This is a genomic window from Oceanobacillus sp. FSL W7-1304 (assembly GCF_037969805.1).
Classification (GTDB): Bacteria; Bacillota; Bacilli; order Bacillales; family Amphibacillaceae; genus Oceanobacillus; species Oceanobacillus profundus.
In genome coordinates this window covers 3413425-3428584 of record NZ_CP150211.1, presented here as the reverse complement: position 1 = coordinate 3428584, position 15160 = coordinate 3413425, and the positions used below count along the sequence as shown (strand labels likewise).

Below are 15160 nucleotides of genomic sequence, written 5' to 3'. Positions count from 1 at the left end.
GATTAGAAATGTTCAGAAGCCTTCACCACCTCAACCTTGCTATTCGAAACTTCTCTTATTTTTTAAGACGTTCTACTAGCTCATCATATCTTGGGCTATTTAAGAAATTTTCTACGGAAATATGTTCAGCTGCTGGTACTTTCGCTTTTGCACGATCCGTTAGATCCTTATGCGTGACCACGATATCCGCATCATCTGGAATTTCATTAATCGCTTTATTCGTCACAAATATATCAATATCTGCTTTTTTAAATTTATTTTTTAATAAGGAAGCACCCATTGCACTGGAGCCCATTCCAGCATCACAAGCAAAGATAATTTTATCTACATCGGAAGCTTGCTTGCTTTCCACTGCTGCTCCTTCAACTTGCTCTTCAGTAGCTTGGTTTAATGATCCAGCAACTGAACTTTTCTTCCCTTTCATTGTTTCCATTTTACTGGTAGCTTCAGAAAGATCATCATTAGTAGCTTTGCCTGTTTTCAATATAATTGCTGCAACAGCAAATGAAACAGCAGCTGCAATGAGCACACCAAGGATAACACCGACGTAGCTATCTTGTGCTGTCATCGCCAATACGGCAAAAATACTACCAGGTGAAGCAGGAGCTCTTAGTCCTACATCAAACAATTGGAAGGTAAACACACCACTAACCCCACCAGCGATAGCTGCTAAAATTAATGCTGGTTTCATTAATACATACGGGAAGTAAATTTCATGAATCCCACCAAAGAATTGGATAATTGCCGCACCAGAAGCAGAGCTTTTGGAGGCACCTTTTCCAAAGATCATAAAGGCAAGCAGGATACCTAAACCAGGTCCTGGATTCGCTTCCAATAAGAATAGAATTGATTTTCCAAATTGTGAGGCTTGATCCGCTCCAATCGGACTTAAAATTCCATGATTGATTGCATTATTTAAAAATAGTATCTTTGCAGGTTCAATGATGATATTGGCAAGAGGCAATAAACCTGCATTGACAATAACTTCAACTCCAGCAGCTAAGGCTTTATTCAATGCGCCTACTAATGGTCCAATTCCAAGTAAAGCAACAATTGCTAAAAGCGCAGCAAGAATCCCTGCTGAGAAGTTGTTATAAAGCATCTCAAAACCTTGACGAATTCGATGCTGGAGCACCTGGTCAATTTTCTTCATTAAATACCCTGCGAGTGGTCCAACAACCATTGCTCCTAAGAACATTGGGATGTCTGCTCCTGCAATAACACCCATTGTTGCAGTAGCACCGACAACTCCACCACGTAAATCATAAACCATACGCCCACCAGTAAAACCAATTAAAAGTGGCAATAAGTAATAAAGCATTGGATCGACTAATGCTGCCAAATCTTCATTTGGCCACCAGCCATCCGGTATAAATAAAGCTGTAATAATTCCCCATGCAATAAAAGCACCAATATTCGGCATAATCATACCGCTCAAATAGCTTCCGAAACGTTGTACTTTGGCACGAATTCCTTTTTGTTCAGCCATTTAATATTCTCCTTTCAAAATTGCATCATTATTAATCGTAAGCGAGTATGGTAGGTTATTCAATTAAAAGAAAGTGGCAAATTGGCATTATTATTGTTGACATAATTTAATAAGGAGGGTGGGAAATGTAAAACTTGTCTACGGTTAAGGTAAGGGATTAAATTCAAGCTTGTATTTTCTTTTCTTACTGTACCCTGTTTATTTCTATCTTAATCACGAATTAAGTTAGGAATTCAAATGCGATTGGTGGTGTCTTTGCTGCGAGGAATGGTGTCTTAACTGCATGGGATGATGTCTTATTTTTGTGAATGGTGTCTTAACTGCATGGGATGGTGCCTTCGCTGCCAAGAATGGTGTCCTAACTGCTGCTATTTCGCCTGGCATGGTACTAATGGAAAAGTAAAAGCGCTCAATGCGAGCGCTCGTTGAAATAATTATTTACTTTCTGCAACAGTCAATGCCGCTTCGTCAACAATGACTGTTACGTTTTCATGCTGTTTCAAAATAGAAGCCGGGAAGTCTTCAGACACTTCGCCATTCAGCAATTTTGCCATTGCATCTGCTTTTGCTTCACCAGAAACGAGTAACAGAATCTCTTTACTGTTCATGATTGTCTCGATTCCCATAGAAACTGCTTGTGTTGGTACGTCGTCAATTGAATTGAAGAATCGCGCATTGGCCTGAATCGTGGACTCATCTAAGTCAACAACATGTGTCCTGCTAGAAAAGGAAGTTCCTGGTTCATTAAAACCAATATGTCCATTTCCGCCAATCCCCAAGACCTGAACATCAATCCCACCTGCTTGTTCAATTGCTCGTTCATGTTCCATACATTCTTTTTCCAAATCCTGAGCAACACCATTTGGAACGTGAACACGATCCATTGCAATATCTACATGACGAAATAGCTTTTCATTCATAAAATAATAATAGCTATTTGAATCATCTTTATCTAATCCCACATACTCATCTAAATTAAAAGTAGTTACATTTTTAAACGATACTTCTTCTCGCTCAAACTTTTTAATTATTCGTTGATAGAGACCTTCTGGTGTTGAACCAGTTGCTAAACCAAGTACTGGGTTCTCTAAGGTATTGATACGATTTACAATAAGTTCGGTTGCCTTTTCACTCATCTCATCGTAGTTTTTTACTTTGATAACGTTCACTTTCCAATCTCCTCCAAATGAAATACTTCTGCAGAACTTAGCAGTTCTTGTCAAATTGTGTATACACTTTGATAATAACATGGAATATCAACAAAGTGTTTATTGGAATGAAATTTCCCCACGGCAAATGGTAAATTTTATATTTAGTTCATCATCTACCAACAGAATATCAGCGTCTTTCCCAAGTGAAATACTGCCTTTTTGATCGTAAATTCCAATTTGCTTTGCCGGGTTAACGGAAGCCATTTCAACAATATTACGAATCGAAACATCGGTTAGCTTCAACATTTGCTTTGCACCATCATGCATCTTCAAAATACTTCCCGCTAGTGTTCCATCTTCTAATACAGCTTTCCCGTTTTCTACTTTAACCGGTTGACCGCCAAGCTCATAATCGCCATCTGGTAGTCCTTTAGCACGCATCGCATCCGTGATTAAAATAATCCGCTCACTACCCATGTTATTATAAATTAATTGCAGCATTTCTGGAGCAACATGAATGCCATCTGCAATTAATTCTGCTCGTAATTCATTCAGTTGAAATGCCGCACCGACCGCACCAATATCACGGTGATGGATTCCATTCATTGCATTACAAAGGTGGGTTAACTGGCTAACACCATGTACTGTTGCTTTTTTTATTCCAGCAAATCCAGCATCTGTATGTCCTGCTGAAACATTCACACCAGACTGTACTAGGTGTTTAATAAACAGACCTTCTTCATCATGCTCTGGGGCCATCGTGATCGTTTTTATTTTCCCTCCAGATTGCTGTTGCCATTTCTTAAATTGTTCCAAATCTGGTTTAATAATATACTCTCTTGGTTGCGCGCCAGCCTTTGTTTTTTCTACAAAAGGCCCTTCTAAATGAACCCCTATCATCTCTGCTTGGCCTGGTTTGTTTGGATAACGTGCAGCATTTTCCAATGCCTTAGAGATATGCTCTGGTGACTGCGTTATCGTCGTTGCGAGAAAGCTTGTCGTCCCTTCCATTGGTAAAAGCGATGCAATTTTATCTAACGCTTCTTCTGTTGCATCCATGGTGTCCGCTCCATTCGCACCGTGGATATGTCCATCGATAAATCCCGGGATAGCATTTAGGTCAGTTGCATCAATAATGTGAACATGTTGATCAAGATTATGTGGTAGATCCTTACCTTCATGAATGGACTGAATGCGATTATTTTCGATATAAATTCCACCATTTGGAATCACTTTATCCTCCAAATAGAGCCTTGCATTCTTTATAAATATCGACCGATTGCCTTCTACCATGTGTTTCCCCTCCACATATTTCTAATAACAACTATTTATCTTCAGCTGTAATGATAACCGTCTCTTTTGCTTTTGCAAGTTTTTCCGATGTAAAGCGATACGTTTTATTACCTTCTGCACTATTTGTAATTACAATTGGTGTGATAGTGTCCGATGCATGTTCACCAATATATTCCAGGTCTACTTCCATTAACAGCTGCCCAGCGATTACTTCATCTCCTACATTTACTTTTGTGGTAAATCCCTCTCCTTTTAATCCGACCGTTTCCAGTCCGATATGGATAAGAATCTCTACCCCACCTTCCGTAATAAGTCCAATCGCATGTTTTGTCTCAGCAAGCTGAATGATCTTTCCGTTAACTGGGGAATAAACCATTCCTTCTTCCGGAACAATTGCAATCCCTTCTCCCATCATTTTCTGATTAAAGACTGGATCTGGAACTTCTTCCATAGGTACAATTTTTCCGTTTAATGGTGCAACTATATTTTCTTCCTTTTTTTGCTTAAACAGTTTTTTAAACATAGTGTGAATTCCTTTCTATATAAATTAATCACTATCTTCTATTAAAGCATATCTTTGATTTCATGAACAAATCGACTTGTAATGTCTTTCGGTCTTGTAATTGCTCCACCAACAACGGTTGCATATACTCCAAGTTCAAAGGATTTCTTCAACATATCTGGTGTTATAATATTTCCTTCCGCAATTACTGGTTTTTCCACTGCTTGCAATACTTCTTTTAAAAAGGCAAAATCCTGATCATATAATTTCTTCCCTTTTGTATGCTTCGTATAGCCATGCAATGTTGTTCCAACGTAATCAAAGCCTAGTTTTTCAGCAATAATTGCTTCCTCAATGGTTGATATATCCGCCATTAATTCAACATGTGGTGCCTGTTCTCTCGCATAGTTAACTAATTCTTCTAATGACTCTTTCGGTCTTTCGCTAATGGTCGCATCCATCGCAATAACTTCACAGCCACTTTCAATTAATTCGTCTACTTCTTTACTCGTGGCAGTAATATAGACATCTGATCCCTGATAATTCCGCTTTACAATTCCGATAATAGGAAGGGAGACTTCTTTCTTTATCTCAATAATATCTTCTTTTGAATTAGCTCGAATTCCTTTTGCTCCACCTTGAGCAGCAGCAAGCGCCATCTTGCTCATGATAAAGGATGAATGAAGTGGTTCATCTTCTAATGCTTGACACGATACAATTAAATTACTTGGTAATTTCAAAACGTTCAACTCCTATTATTTCTCTAGTTCTTCTTCGATTTCATTTTTTATAACTGATACCTGTGGACCGTAGATTACCTGTACTCCTTCACCTTTAACAATAACACCTTTACTTCCTGTTTGTTGTAAAGCCGCTTCATTTACCATTTCCCCATCTTTAACAGTGACACGCAATCTCGTTGCACAATTATCGACATCAACTAGGTTATCTCTTCCACCCAATGCTTGGATGATTGCTAGTGGTCGTTCTTCTCCAGAACCTTGAGCTGTTTGAACAGTAGTATCATCTTCTGCTTTCTTGTCTTCGCGTCCAGGCGTTTTAAAGTTAAACTTCTTAATTAAGAATGTGAACGTAAAGAAATATAAGAAGAACCAAATGATTCCGATTGGAATAACGTACATCCAGTTGGTTAGTGCCTGTCCTTGTAATACTCCAAATAGAATGAAGTCAATAAATCCTCCAGAGAATGTTTGCCCGATTGTTATTTGGAAAATATGAGCCAGCATAAATGCTAGACCATCAAAAATTGCATGCATCACATAAAGTAATGGAGCGATAAACAAGAATGAAAATTCTAATGGCTCTGTAATCCCTGTTAAGAAGGATGTCAATGCAGCTGAAAGCATTAACCCACCAACAACTTTTTTATGTTCAGGCTTTGCAGTACGATAAATCGCATATGCTGCACCTAATAAACCAAACATCATTGTAATAAATCGTCCAGACATAAAACGTGATGTACCTTCAAAGAATTTTGTCGTTGTCGGATCACCCAATTGTGCGAAGAATATATTTTGCGTTCCCTGGATTAATTGCCCTCCAATTTCTAACGCACCACCTAAACCGGTTTGCCAGAAAGGTAGATAGAAAATGTGATGCAACCCGAATGGCCCTAACATTCTTAGTATAAAACCATAGAAAAATGTACCGATATAACCGGTCGCATTAACTATATCTCCAAAATTAAAGATGACATTTTGAATCATTGGCCATACATAATACATGACCGTTCCAAGAATGATTGCAGAAAAGGAAGTTATGATTGGAACAAACCGCGATCCTCCAAAGAAACCTAAGAATTGTGGAAGTTCAATTTTATTAAATCGATTGTGCAATAATCCTGCCATAATACCAACAATAATCCCGCCGAACACACCTGATTCTAATGTTTGAATCCCTAGTGTTACACCTTGTCCAACTGCTGAAAGGCTATCTGTAGCTAATTTATCAGAAATAATTAGGATAGCATTTATCGTTGCATTCATAACTAAATAACCAATTAAAGCAGCTAAGCCAGCTGTACCTTTATCTGATCTTGCCAGTCCAATGGCAACCCCTACTGCAAATATAACCGGTAAATTTGCAAACACAATATTACCCGCGGAACTCATTATTGTAAAAATCGCTTGGAGCAAGAATTGGTCCAAGATTGGATATGCATTAACTGTATTTGGATTGGATAAAGCACCCCCTATTCCTAGTAATAGACCTGCTGCAGGTAGGATAGCAATCGGTAACATAAATGATTTCCCAAATTGCTGCGCTTTACCGAAAAACTTTTTCATAAATATTACACCTCCAGAAAATTATTTTCACAAAAAATATTAACAAACGCTTTCATCTATGTCAATATAATATTTGATGGTATGATAAAATTACTTAGAGTTAAGAAAGGAGATGAATCTGTTGAATTTTGAGAATAGGATTCAAAAATACAATTCTTCATTAACTGATAATGATAAAAAAATCACCAGATATTTACTCGCCAATAAAGCTTCCATACGTGATAAAACCATTATCGACTTATCTGAAGAAATTCAAGTATCTCCAGCTAGTATAACCAGATTTTGCAAAAAAATTGATTTCAATACGTTTCAGCAAATGAAATTTTCCTTAATTGGAAACAGTACGGAAAGCAGAAAAAGCGATCACACCTTTGAAAAAGTTTACAATTATTACCAAACAATTATTAAATCAACACAGGAGTTCTTTAGCGAAGAACAAACAAGTAGAATCGTAAAACTCATTTTAAACAAAAATAAGGTGTTATTTTGTGGGATTGGAAACTCTGGTTTGATCGCACATGAATTCAACAGTAGAATATATCGAATGGGGATTGCTTCTGAATCTGTGACGGATGCACATGATTTATTAATGAAAAGCAGCCTGCTACAGGAAAACGACTTGCTCATTTGTTTTTCTAATTCTGGTAAAACGAAACCAGTTATCGACTCAGCAAAAATAGCAAAAAACAATAACGTTACAATTATCGTTGTAACGAATTTCGAGCAAACTGTATTAAGTGAGCTTGCTGACGAAGTTATACTTATATCAAGCTATAAATACATTGATGATCCTAAGTTCATTAATTCTCAGATACCCGGTCTCTTCCTGCTGGATTTATTAACCTACAAACTGCTTAACAATGAAGACCTAATGCATGCGCGGCAAAAAACATTAGATGCAATTCACAAATATAGTTAATCAGAATGCTAGTGCCGAAATTGAGCACTAGCATTCTGACTCATAAATGAATTTTTCTTTACTTAATATCACTATATCTCTGTTTTAACCCAATCCTTTTCCATCTGCAAATTTCGTAATTCATGCCATCGAAAGCTTCAAAACACCTACCAAAAATAATGAATAATTCATCTATCCCATCAATAAACTCTACAAACAATATTTTTTGGAGGGGTATAATGAACACAGATAATTTGCTGTTAACAGAGGATATGCTAGCCCGTTATTATGATTTGAACAAGTTAAAGAAAGAAATCGAATCTGAAATGAGTCATTTGAAAGCTTCTTTCCATACACATATGGATAAATATAGTGGACCTAATAAAAAGGGAGAGTTTACCGAAGGAGACTACAGACTTCTGCGACAGATTCGAAAAACAGAAAAGTTTAAAGAGATGGATACAGTTGAACGACTAGAAGAATTACAAATGCATGACCTCATTCAAGTAGTTAAAAAACCTGATGATGGAAAGGTAAACGCTGCAATCGAACTCGGACTGCTTAATGAAGCAGATTTAGATGGGTGTAGAGTAACGAGTTATTCTCAGGCTATTTCTGTGAAGAGGATGTAGAAAGATTAAAGAGAGGAGTGCTGAATTTAGTAGCTTTTCTTTTAGTATTGGATTACAAGGCAATAGTGGCAGGTCACAAAAGAACATTTGTTCTTTTGCTTTTTGATACTTAAAGGTATAATGATTACATGCAATAGTTGCTTTTTCTCATGGGAGGTCGGCGCACTTTTTGCCGTTATAGTGTCATGCGATATGCTATAACGAAGGGAGGTGTTGCCTATGTCTGTTTTCGAGACAATGGTTATCATGATTGCGTTCGCAACACTCGTTGTAGTAATCATCGACCATAAAAAATAGACCTCTCTGAGATTACCAGTCCGGCGAGGTCTATCCTTACTGCGCTGCCTCTCTTAAAGAGGAGCGACTCATTGCTGACCGGAGATATTAGCAGTATCTTCGGTCCTTATTATTTTATGAATAATTTATTCTTCTATGTATACTATACCATAAAAATCGGTTTTCGAACAGGAATATTTTAAAACAGCTAGTAAAGAGGATTCCAAAAACAGGTCTGAATCTTCCTTTCACTAATAGCTCAGTACCATTTTCCAGCATTAATGCTTTTAAACGATCCAAACACCCTCTTGGTAAGATGATGTAGTCTGTGTAATTTTCTGTACAATCAATTATTCTTGGTATCTTATATGTTGATAATCTCTTCGACTTGGCTTTAAAGAATTCAGGGTTAGTAAATGTTGCTAATTGTATTATTTTATTTATCAATACTGGTGGCAAGCTACTTTTAGGTATATGGTTCCCATTACTGTTGATAACTTTTAATCTTTTAGGGATCTTCACAATATTAGTTTGTTTCTTTACCTTAGAAACGACTCCTTTATTTAGAGAGTTATTTTTAACAATATCCTCAATCTCTTCGCCACAGTTTTTTTCGATCTGGGATAAGAACTGCCATTGATTAGGATAAGCCTTATAATTTTCAACAACAAACACTATTTTCATACTCCCATGGATGTTTTTCTAGAGGTAGCGCAATTAAATTATAGTGGATATATTAACCCTGATTTCTCAAGAAACTAACTAGTCTTTCACTATGATTTTGTCGATATTTCCCGGGAAATAACTATTAGACTCGATTTTTCTTAGTATCAACTTACCTCAAATCAGTCTAAAATAAAAACATTAAACAGAATTTTGCTTATAACCATAACTTTTTGGTTGAAATATGGCGAGAAGTAATCAAAAGCAGTGATGCAAAGGAAGTAACTCGAAAAACATTCCGTCTATCAGTGATTATTCCAATCATTCTTTATATTGGTAAAGATAATTGGACAAATCCATTGAAATTTAAGCGAACGTTGAATCAAGCAGTTTTATTTGGGGATAATGTTCTTAATTGTAAGTAACTCTTCCTAGGTAGAACGTTATAAAGAAAAAGAATTACTGGAGAAAAGTAGCAAGGAAACTTTTAGCGAAAGGAATGCCTATTGCTGAAATTGCTGAGATAAAGTAGCTAAGCATCTATGAAATTATTAATTTATAAAATTAGGATAAAAAATGTTGGATATCGCCCTTAATTCCTAAAAATTATGTATAACCCATTTCGACAGGTATTCACACATAGATAGGAGCCCTGAATCATTCAGCAGCTCCTATCTTCGGATTTGGCATATTTATCCTTAAATCCAAGTTTTTTCTAGAAAATCAGTATAACGAAACGTCTTATTGTATCTTTTCGAGTAAGACACTTCTATGAAAATGTCAATCTTTCACTTCGATAAAAGAGAGCTTTTTCCGGAAAATCTGTAATAATCGCATTTACCCGGAGGTCTAATAACTGCTTCAATTCATCTTTTTCATTTACTGTCCAAACTCGAATTTTATCAAGCATTCCTTTCCACTCATACGGATCGGATAATGTCATTCTTTTTGATAGATGTAATGCCTCTAAATCAAATACATTCATGTAATCGAGTGGATGTGTAATTGGCTGGTCTAATAGCCATGCAATGTTCGTTTCCTTATCACGACTTTTCATACGTAATAATGTAGGTAAATGAAAAGAAGAATAAATTACATTTCTTCTATTCCCATATTGTTCTACTATTGAAAGAACCTTTTCTTCTATACCCTCATAATGAAATTGATATGTCTTTAATTCGATATTCAAATCAATTGGATAAGGCTCCAGCAGCTCTAATAGTTCTTTTAACGTTGGTACACGTTCCATTTCCCAGTTCGCTGGATCATAATCCTGAAAGTGCGTATACTTCACCCCAGCACTAAACTGTTTAATCTCATCTAAGGTTAAATCCTTTATAAATCCAGATCCATCTGTTGTTCGATCTAATGTTTCATCATGAATGACAACAATTTCACCATCTTTTGTCATATGGACATCAATTTCCAATCCATCGACACCAAGCTCAATTGCCTTCCTAAACCCAAGCAGTGTGTTTTCTGGAAACATACCCATACAACCACGATGACCGTAAATCTTTGTCTCACACATAGAAACACTTCCTTTACTAAATTATTAAATAATGGAGCAAGAGCGTATCTTCTCTCTCCCTATACTCATCCTCTATTGTTACCTTACCTTGACCCTTTATCGTATTAGCTTGTTGAATTACTGCATTAAATTGCGTTACTGCAGTTTCCTACACTTTATCTGCACTCTGCCAATAAATACCTTATTCCAGTATTTTGCAAACTACTCAAAAGTTAAATCATTACATTTTTTCTTATCCTGACTTTGAAATATCAACTATACCGTTTTCATAATCCCTATTTGTTATGACAATATTTATTTAATCATAAATAGATACAGAAAAATGCATTTTTACTGATTTCTAACAAATGATTAACGAATCATTTACATACGTAATAGTAAGTTAATGAAAATCAGTTTAATTAAAAACAAACACTATTTACTATTGGGATTAGATGTAAAAACAACCTTGAAATCTAGCCAAGTTTACTTAGTATTCAAAACCAGACGCAAGAGAAATCCAATTTTCCTCATTGTTTGACTGAACCGAGAAGGTTTTTTTAGCAATCGATACAGCCATTCCAAATTTAGCTTTTTCCAATTACGTGGTGTTTGCTCCCTTTCACCAGCTAATAGCTCAAGGCTGTCTCCTACTCCGATAAACATACCTTTTTGAAACTGATTTTTATATGTAGCAATCCATTGTTCTTGTTTGGCTTTCTTTAATGATACAAAAATAAGATCGGGGTTTGCCTGTTTCATATTTGTTGCGATTTGTGAATCTTCAATCGAAATTGAACCATGATGATGGCCAGCAATACTTATCTCAGGAAACATTTTCTCTACTTCTAACACAGCCTTTTCATTTATATAATCTTTCCCACCTAAAAAGTAACAGCTTAAACCCTGCACTTGAGCAAATTTGATTAAATCAAGCATGACATCATAAGCTTCAATTCGTTCTTTGAACGGCTCTTTCTTATATTTTGCAGCACTGATAATTCCTTCTCCACCGGCAACAACATAGTCTGCTGACTGAACGATTTGTTTATAAATTCTATCCTTTTCCGCATGCATAAGTGTTGCCGTGTCAGCTAACACAACAAAAGTTTGTTGTTTTCTGTTCAATCGGGGATATAAATGATAATGTAAGAAGTCTTTTTTTGTTATATTTAATATTTCAATTTGTTCTATGTTCACCCTCGTCATCTATTAACAACCTTTCAAACTTTCCTTTTTTATTCCTGTCATTTTATCTATACATTTAAAATACCATAGTAGCAAACACCCTGGTAGGGGGAAAATTCAGACTAAATGGATTAATATTTAATTATTTCACAATCAATTAACATGTGATGTATAATTTTTATAGAATACATTGAATTTTTTAAAATCCAGATCGCACAGGAGAGAATTCTATTATGAAAATTATTGTTGTAGGCAGTGGTATTGTAGGGGCAAGTGCGGCATATCAATTAGTAAAAAATAATCATGATGTCATTTTGATTGATAAAAAGCATCAAGGAGCGGCAACTGCTGCAGGTGCAGGAATTGTCTGTCCTTGGGTTTCTTCACATGTGCAGGACGAAGATTGGTATCAGATTGCAAGAAGAGGAGCATCATTTTATTCGCACCTTATCGATCAATTAAAGAACGATGGAGAAGATAATGTGAGCTATAAAAGAATTGGAGCCCTTTGTGTGCGTTCAGACTTACATGAGTTAGATGCAATTGAAAAAGAAGTTAAAGCTAAATATGAAAACGCTCCAGAAATTGGAGACATTAAGCGCTTGTCCGCTCAAGAAGCACGTGAATTATTCCCACCTTTAAACGAACAGTTAGAGGCTGTCTTTATTTCTGGTGCAGCACGGGTTGACGGAAGGTTACTACGAGATGCGATGGTACGTGCAGCTAAAATACATGGAGCAGAAGTCCTTCAAGGGGAAGCAACCCTTGTGAAAGAACAAGACGTCATTACTGGAGTAAAGTATCAAAACCAAACAATTCAGGCTGATGTTGTAATTGCTGCAGCAGGTGCGTGGACACCACAATTATTAGATCCAGTTGGTATTGATTTGAAAGTTGATGCCCAGCGTGGACAAATTGCTCATATTACGTTACCAAATGAGGATACATCCAATTGGCCAGTCGTATTACCAAAGTCGAGTCATTATATGTTAGCATTTGATGATGCTAGAGTTGTTGCCGGTGCAACAAGAGAAACAGGCTCTGGATTTGATTATAAAACGACAGCTGGCGGAATTCATGAGGTTCTATCAAATGCTTTAGACGTGGCACCTGGTCTTTCCAGTGGTACTGTTCAGGAAATGAGAATCGGATTTCGCCCCATGAGTCCAGACGGCTTACCTTTGTTAGGAATGCTTGATAAGGTAAAAGGCATTGTAATTGCAACCGGGCTAGGTGCATCCGGCTTAACGATGGGACCTTATGTTGGATCATTAGCTGCTTCAATAGCTGAAGGAAAAGATGTTGATTTAGATTTAACAGCCTATCAGCCTGAACGAAACTAATAATGTGCAGGGAATTTAGAGTTTAATAGAAATGGCGGTAAGAATCTTTCCATATTTTTTAAAAGAAAAATAAGAAAATTGTTACTAATGATATTCTAAGTTTATTTACAGAAATATTTTTGAACAACTATTGACGTGAATCCTAATATCAGGACTTCAACCATTTGATTACAGACTTGTAGCTTCGTCTGTCCTATTTGTACTAAAAAAGTCGATTTATGTAAGTTTTAGTTTCACATTTATGATATGATAATTATTAAAATCATCAGTAAAAAATGGAGGCGTAACCCATTAAAAAAATACTAACATATGGAACTTTCGATTTGATTCATGCTGGTCATATCAATTTACTACGCCGCGCAAAGGATCTAGGGGATTATTTAGTTGTAGGAATTTCTACAGATGAATTTAATAAAGTAAAAAATAAACAGGCTTATCATACTTTTGACAATCGGAAAATGATTTTAGAATCGATTCGTTTCGTTGATAAGGTTATTCCAGAGTATTCATGGGATCAAAAAATCGATGATGTGAAACGTTATCATATTGATATTTTTGTAATGGGAGATGACTGGAAAGGACAGTTTGATTTTTTACAGGAATATTGTGAGGTTGTATATTTCCCAAGAACTGAAGGTATCTCAACATCAGAGATTAAAAGAAATATGAATAACAACCAATAGAAATATAAGAAATAATGTATCCTTTTCAGATGTTGAACGTCTAATACATATGGAAACTATTTATCCTTCACATTGTAATTAAAATTTAATTTACGAATTGCTACTTTCATAGTAAAATAAATTGTAGTATGTTTTTGGATGAGTAGTTAATAGAATTGTTATTTAAGGAGAAAACATAATGAGTAATAATCGAATTACCCAGACTCGAATCGTTAAAAGACATAAACGAAAAATACGTAAAAAAGTTTATTTTATCTTGCTACCAATTTTAATTGCCTTTCTTAGTGTACTAGGCTATGGTACTTATTTGTATATAAAAGCGGATACCGTAATGTCAGACTCCTATGTAGAGACAGAAAGAGAAAAATCCCCATTAAGGGATGCACTTGTTGATCCAAATATTGATAATGTTTCGGTGCTAATCATGGGTATCGACTCAAATGATCATCGGGGGAATGCTGACAGTGCAAGAACAGATGCTTTAATGCTTGCTACTTTCAATAAAGATGAAAAGAGCGTTAATCTTCTAAGTATCCCGCGTGATTCATTAGTTTACATTCCAGAAGTTGGTTATGAGGATAAAATCAATCATGCACATTATTTCGGCGGAACTACTGGTGCGATTGAAACGGTTGAAAACTTACTCGATATTCCTGTCGATTATTATGTAAAAGTTAACTTCCATGCATTTGTAGATGTTGTCGATGCTTTAGGTGGGATATCCGTAGACGTACCATACGAATTCAAAGAATCCGATTCAATGGATAAGCGTGATTCAATTCACCTCATGCCGGGTGTTCAAGACGTTGGTGGAGAAGAAGCACTTGCACTTGCAAGAACAAGAAAGCTCGATAATGACATTGAGCGTGGTAAGAGACAACAGGAAATTATGAAAGCAGTAATCAATAAAGCAACGTCACTTAATTCTATTTTAAATTATGATGATTTGTTAGAAGCTGTTGGCGATAATATGACGACAAATATGACGTTTAGCGATATGAAAACATTTATTACGTACGGTACAAAAGGAAAGAACATCGAGATTAATACTTTATCATTAGAAGGATACGATTATCAGCCTGCAAATAAATATTATTGGGCACTTGATCAACCATCTTTAGAGGAAACAAAAGCTTTATTACAGGATCATCTAGAAATTAATTCATCCGTTGCAAATAATCAAGATTCAACGATTGAAAGTACTTCAGAGTCCTATTAAAAAAGAA

Annotated in this window: 15 protein-coding genes; 6 read left to right on the top strand and 9 right to left on the bottom strand. The window is 36.0% G+C overall.

Translation table 11 applies throughout. The features are described from left to right. Nucleotides 1-55: 55 nt before the first annotated feature. From NYE61_RS17065 to ptsG, 6 genes are all read right to left on the bottom strand, one after another. On the bottom strand, nt 56-1489 hold the full coding sequence (locus NYE61_RS17065) for a PTS mannitol transporter subunit IICB (protein ID WP_095307983.1): 1434 nt from the start codon (nt 1487-1489) through the stop codon (nt 56-58). Between the two features lie 434 nt (nt 1490-1923). Next, nucleotides 1924-2658 carry a glucosamine-6-phosphate deaminase gene (gene nagB / locus NYE61_RS17060; protein ID WP_095307981.1) on the bottom strand — a complete coding sequence of 245 codons (735 nt, stop codon included), beginning with the start codon at nt 2656-2658 and terminating at the stop codon, nt 1924-1926. Between the two features lie 99 nt (nt 2659-2757). Further along, a complete protein-coding gene (gene nagA / locus NYE61_RS17055) occupies nt 2758-3933 on the bottom strand; it encodes an N-acetylglucosamine-6-phosphate deacetylase (RefSeq protein WP_303449925.1) in 1176 nt (391 codons plus the stop codon). Nucleotides 3934-3964: 31 nt separating this feature from the next. Then, nucleotides 3965-4456 (bottom strand): PTS glucose transporter subunit IIA, encoded by a 492-nt coding sequence (locus tag NYE61_RS17050; protein ID WP_118888550.1) that lies wholly within the window; start codon nt 4454-4456, stop codon nt 3965-3967. Between the two features lie 41 nt (nt 4457-4497). Next, the gene (locus NYE61_RS17045) at nt 4498-5175 is read right to left on the bottom strand and encodes an N-acetylmannosamine-6-phosphate 2-epimerase (protein WP_095307975.1); all 678 of its coding nucleotides are present in this window, start codon (nt 5173-5175) and stop codon (nt 4498-4500) included. Between the two features lie 15 nt (nt 5176-5190). Beyond that, entirely contained in the window at nt 5191-6741 is a 1551-nt protein-coding gene (ptsG, locus tag NYE61_RS17040) for a glucose-specific PTS transporter subunit IIBC (protein ID WP_095307973.1), read from the bottom strand. Nucleotides 6742-6862: 121 nt separating this feature from the next. On the opposite strand from ptsG, the gene NYE61_RS17035 reads away from it, so the two are divergent. Together NYE61_RS17035 and NYE61_RS17030 are read left to right on the top strand one after the other, a co-directional pair. Continuing rightward, entirely contained in the window at nt 6863-7660 is a 798-nt protein-coding gene (locus NYE61_RS17035) for a MurR/RpiR family transcriptional regulator (protein WP_251661489.1), read from the top strand. Between the two features lie 218 nt (nt 7661-7878). After that, the gene (locus NYE61_RS17030; protein WP_095307969.1) at nt 7879-8271 is read left to right on the top strand and encodes a hypothetical protein; all 393 of its coding nucleotides are present in this window, start codon (nt 7879-7881) and stop codon (nt 8269-8271) included. Between the two features lie 411 nt (nt 8272-8682). Here NYE61_RS17030 and NYE61_RS17025 read toward each other — a convergent pair whose 3' ends face one another. Beyond that, nucleotides 8683-9222, bottom strand: a complete 540-nt coding sequence (locus NYE61_RS17025) for a hypothetical protein (protein WP_303449940.1) — start codon at nt 9220-9222, stop codon at nt 8683-8685. A gap of 221 nt (nt 9223-9443) precedes the next feature. On the opposite strand from NYE61_RS17025, the gene NYE61_RS17020 reads away from it, so the two are divergent. After that, on the top strand, nt 9444-9635 hold the full coding sequence (locus NYE61_RS17020) for an Rpn family recombination-promoting nuclease/putative transposase (RefSeq protein ID WP_303449943.1): 192 nt from the start codon (nt 9444-9446) through the stop codon (nt 9633-9635). Between the two features lie 344 nt (nt 9636-9979). Here the strand turns inward: NYE61_RS17020 and NYE61_RS17015 are convergent, their stop codons facing one another. Both NYE61_RS17015 and NYE61_RS17010 read right to left on the bottom strand, forming a co-directional pair. Beyond that, nucleotides 9980-10741, bottom strand: a complete 762-nt coding sequence (locus tag NYE61_RS17015; RefSeq protein ID WP_095307964.1) for a glycerophosphodiester phosphodiesterase — start codon at nt 10739-10741, stop codon at nt 9980-9982. A 465-nt stretch (nt 10742-11206) separates the two neighbouring features. After that, nucleotides 11207-11929, bottom strand: coding sequence for a WecB/TagA/CpsF family glycosyltransferase (locus NYE61_RS17010; protein WP_251661500.1), 723 nt, complete (start codon nt 11927-11929; stop codon nt 11207-11209). Nucleotides 11930-12138: 209 nt separating this feature from the next. Here NYE61_RS17010 and NYE61_RS17005 point away from each other — a divergent pair, with 209 nt between their 5' ends. The 3 genes from NYE61_RS17005 to NYE61_RS16995 all read left to right on the top strand — a co-directional run bounded on the left by NYE61_RS17005 (nt 12139) and on the right by NYE61_RS16995 (nt 15153). Beyond that, the gene (locus NYE61_RS17005) at nt 12139-13251 is read left to right on the top strand and encodes an FAD-dependent oxidoreductase (RefSeq protein ID WP_303449964.1); all 1113 of its coding nucleotides are present in this window, start codon (nt 12139-12141) and stop codon (nt 13249-13251) included. A 290-nt stretch (nt 13252-13541) separates the two neighbouring features. After that, entirely contained in the window at nt 13542-13934 is a 393-nt protein-coding gene (gene tagD, locus NYE61_RS17000) for a glycerol-3-phosphate cytidylyltransferase (RefSeq protein ID WP_095307956.1), read from the top strand. Nucleotides 13935-14112: 178 nt separating this feature from the next. Continuing rightward, a complete protein-coding gene (locus NYE61_RS16995) occupies nt 14113-15153 on the top strand; it encodes an LCP family protein (protein ID WP_095307954.1) in 1041 nt (346 codons plus the stop codon). Nucleotides 15154-15160: the final 7 nt, after the last annotated feature.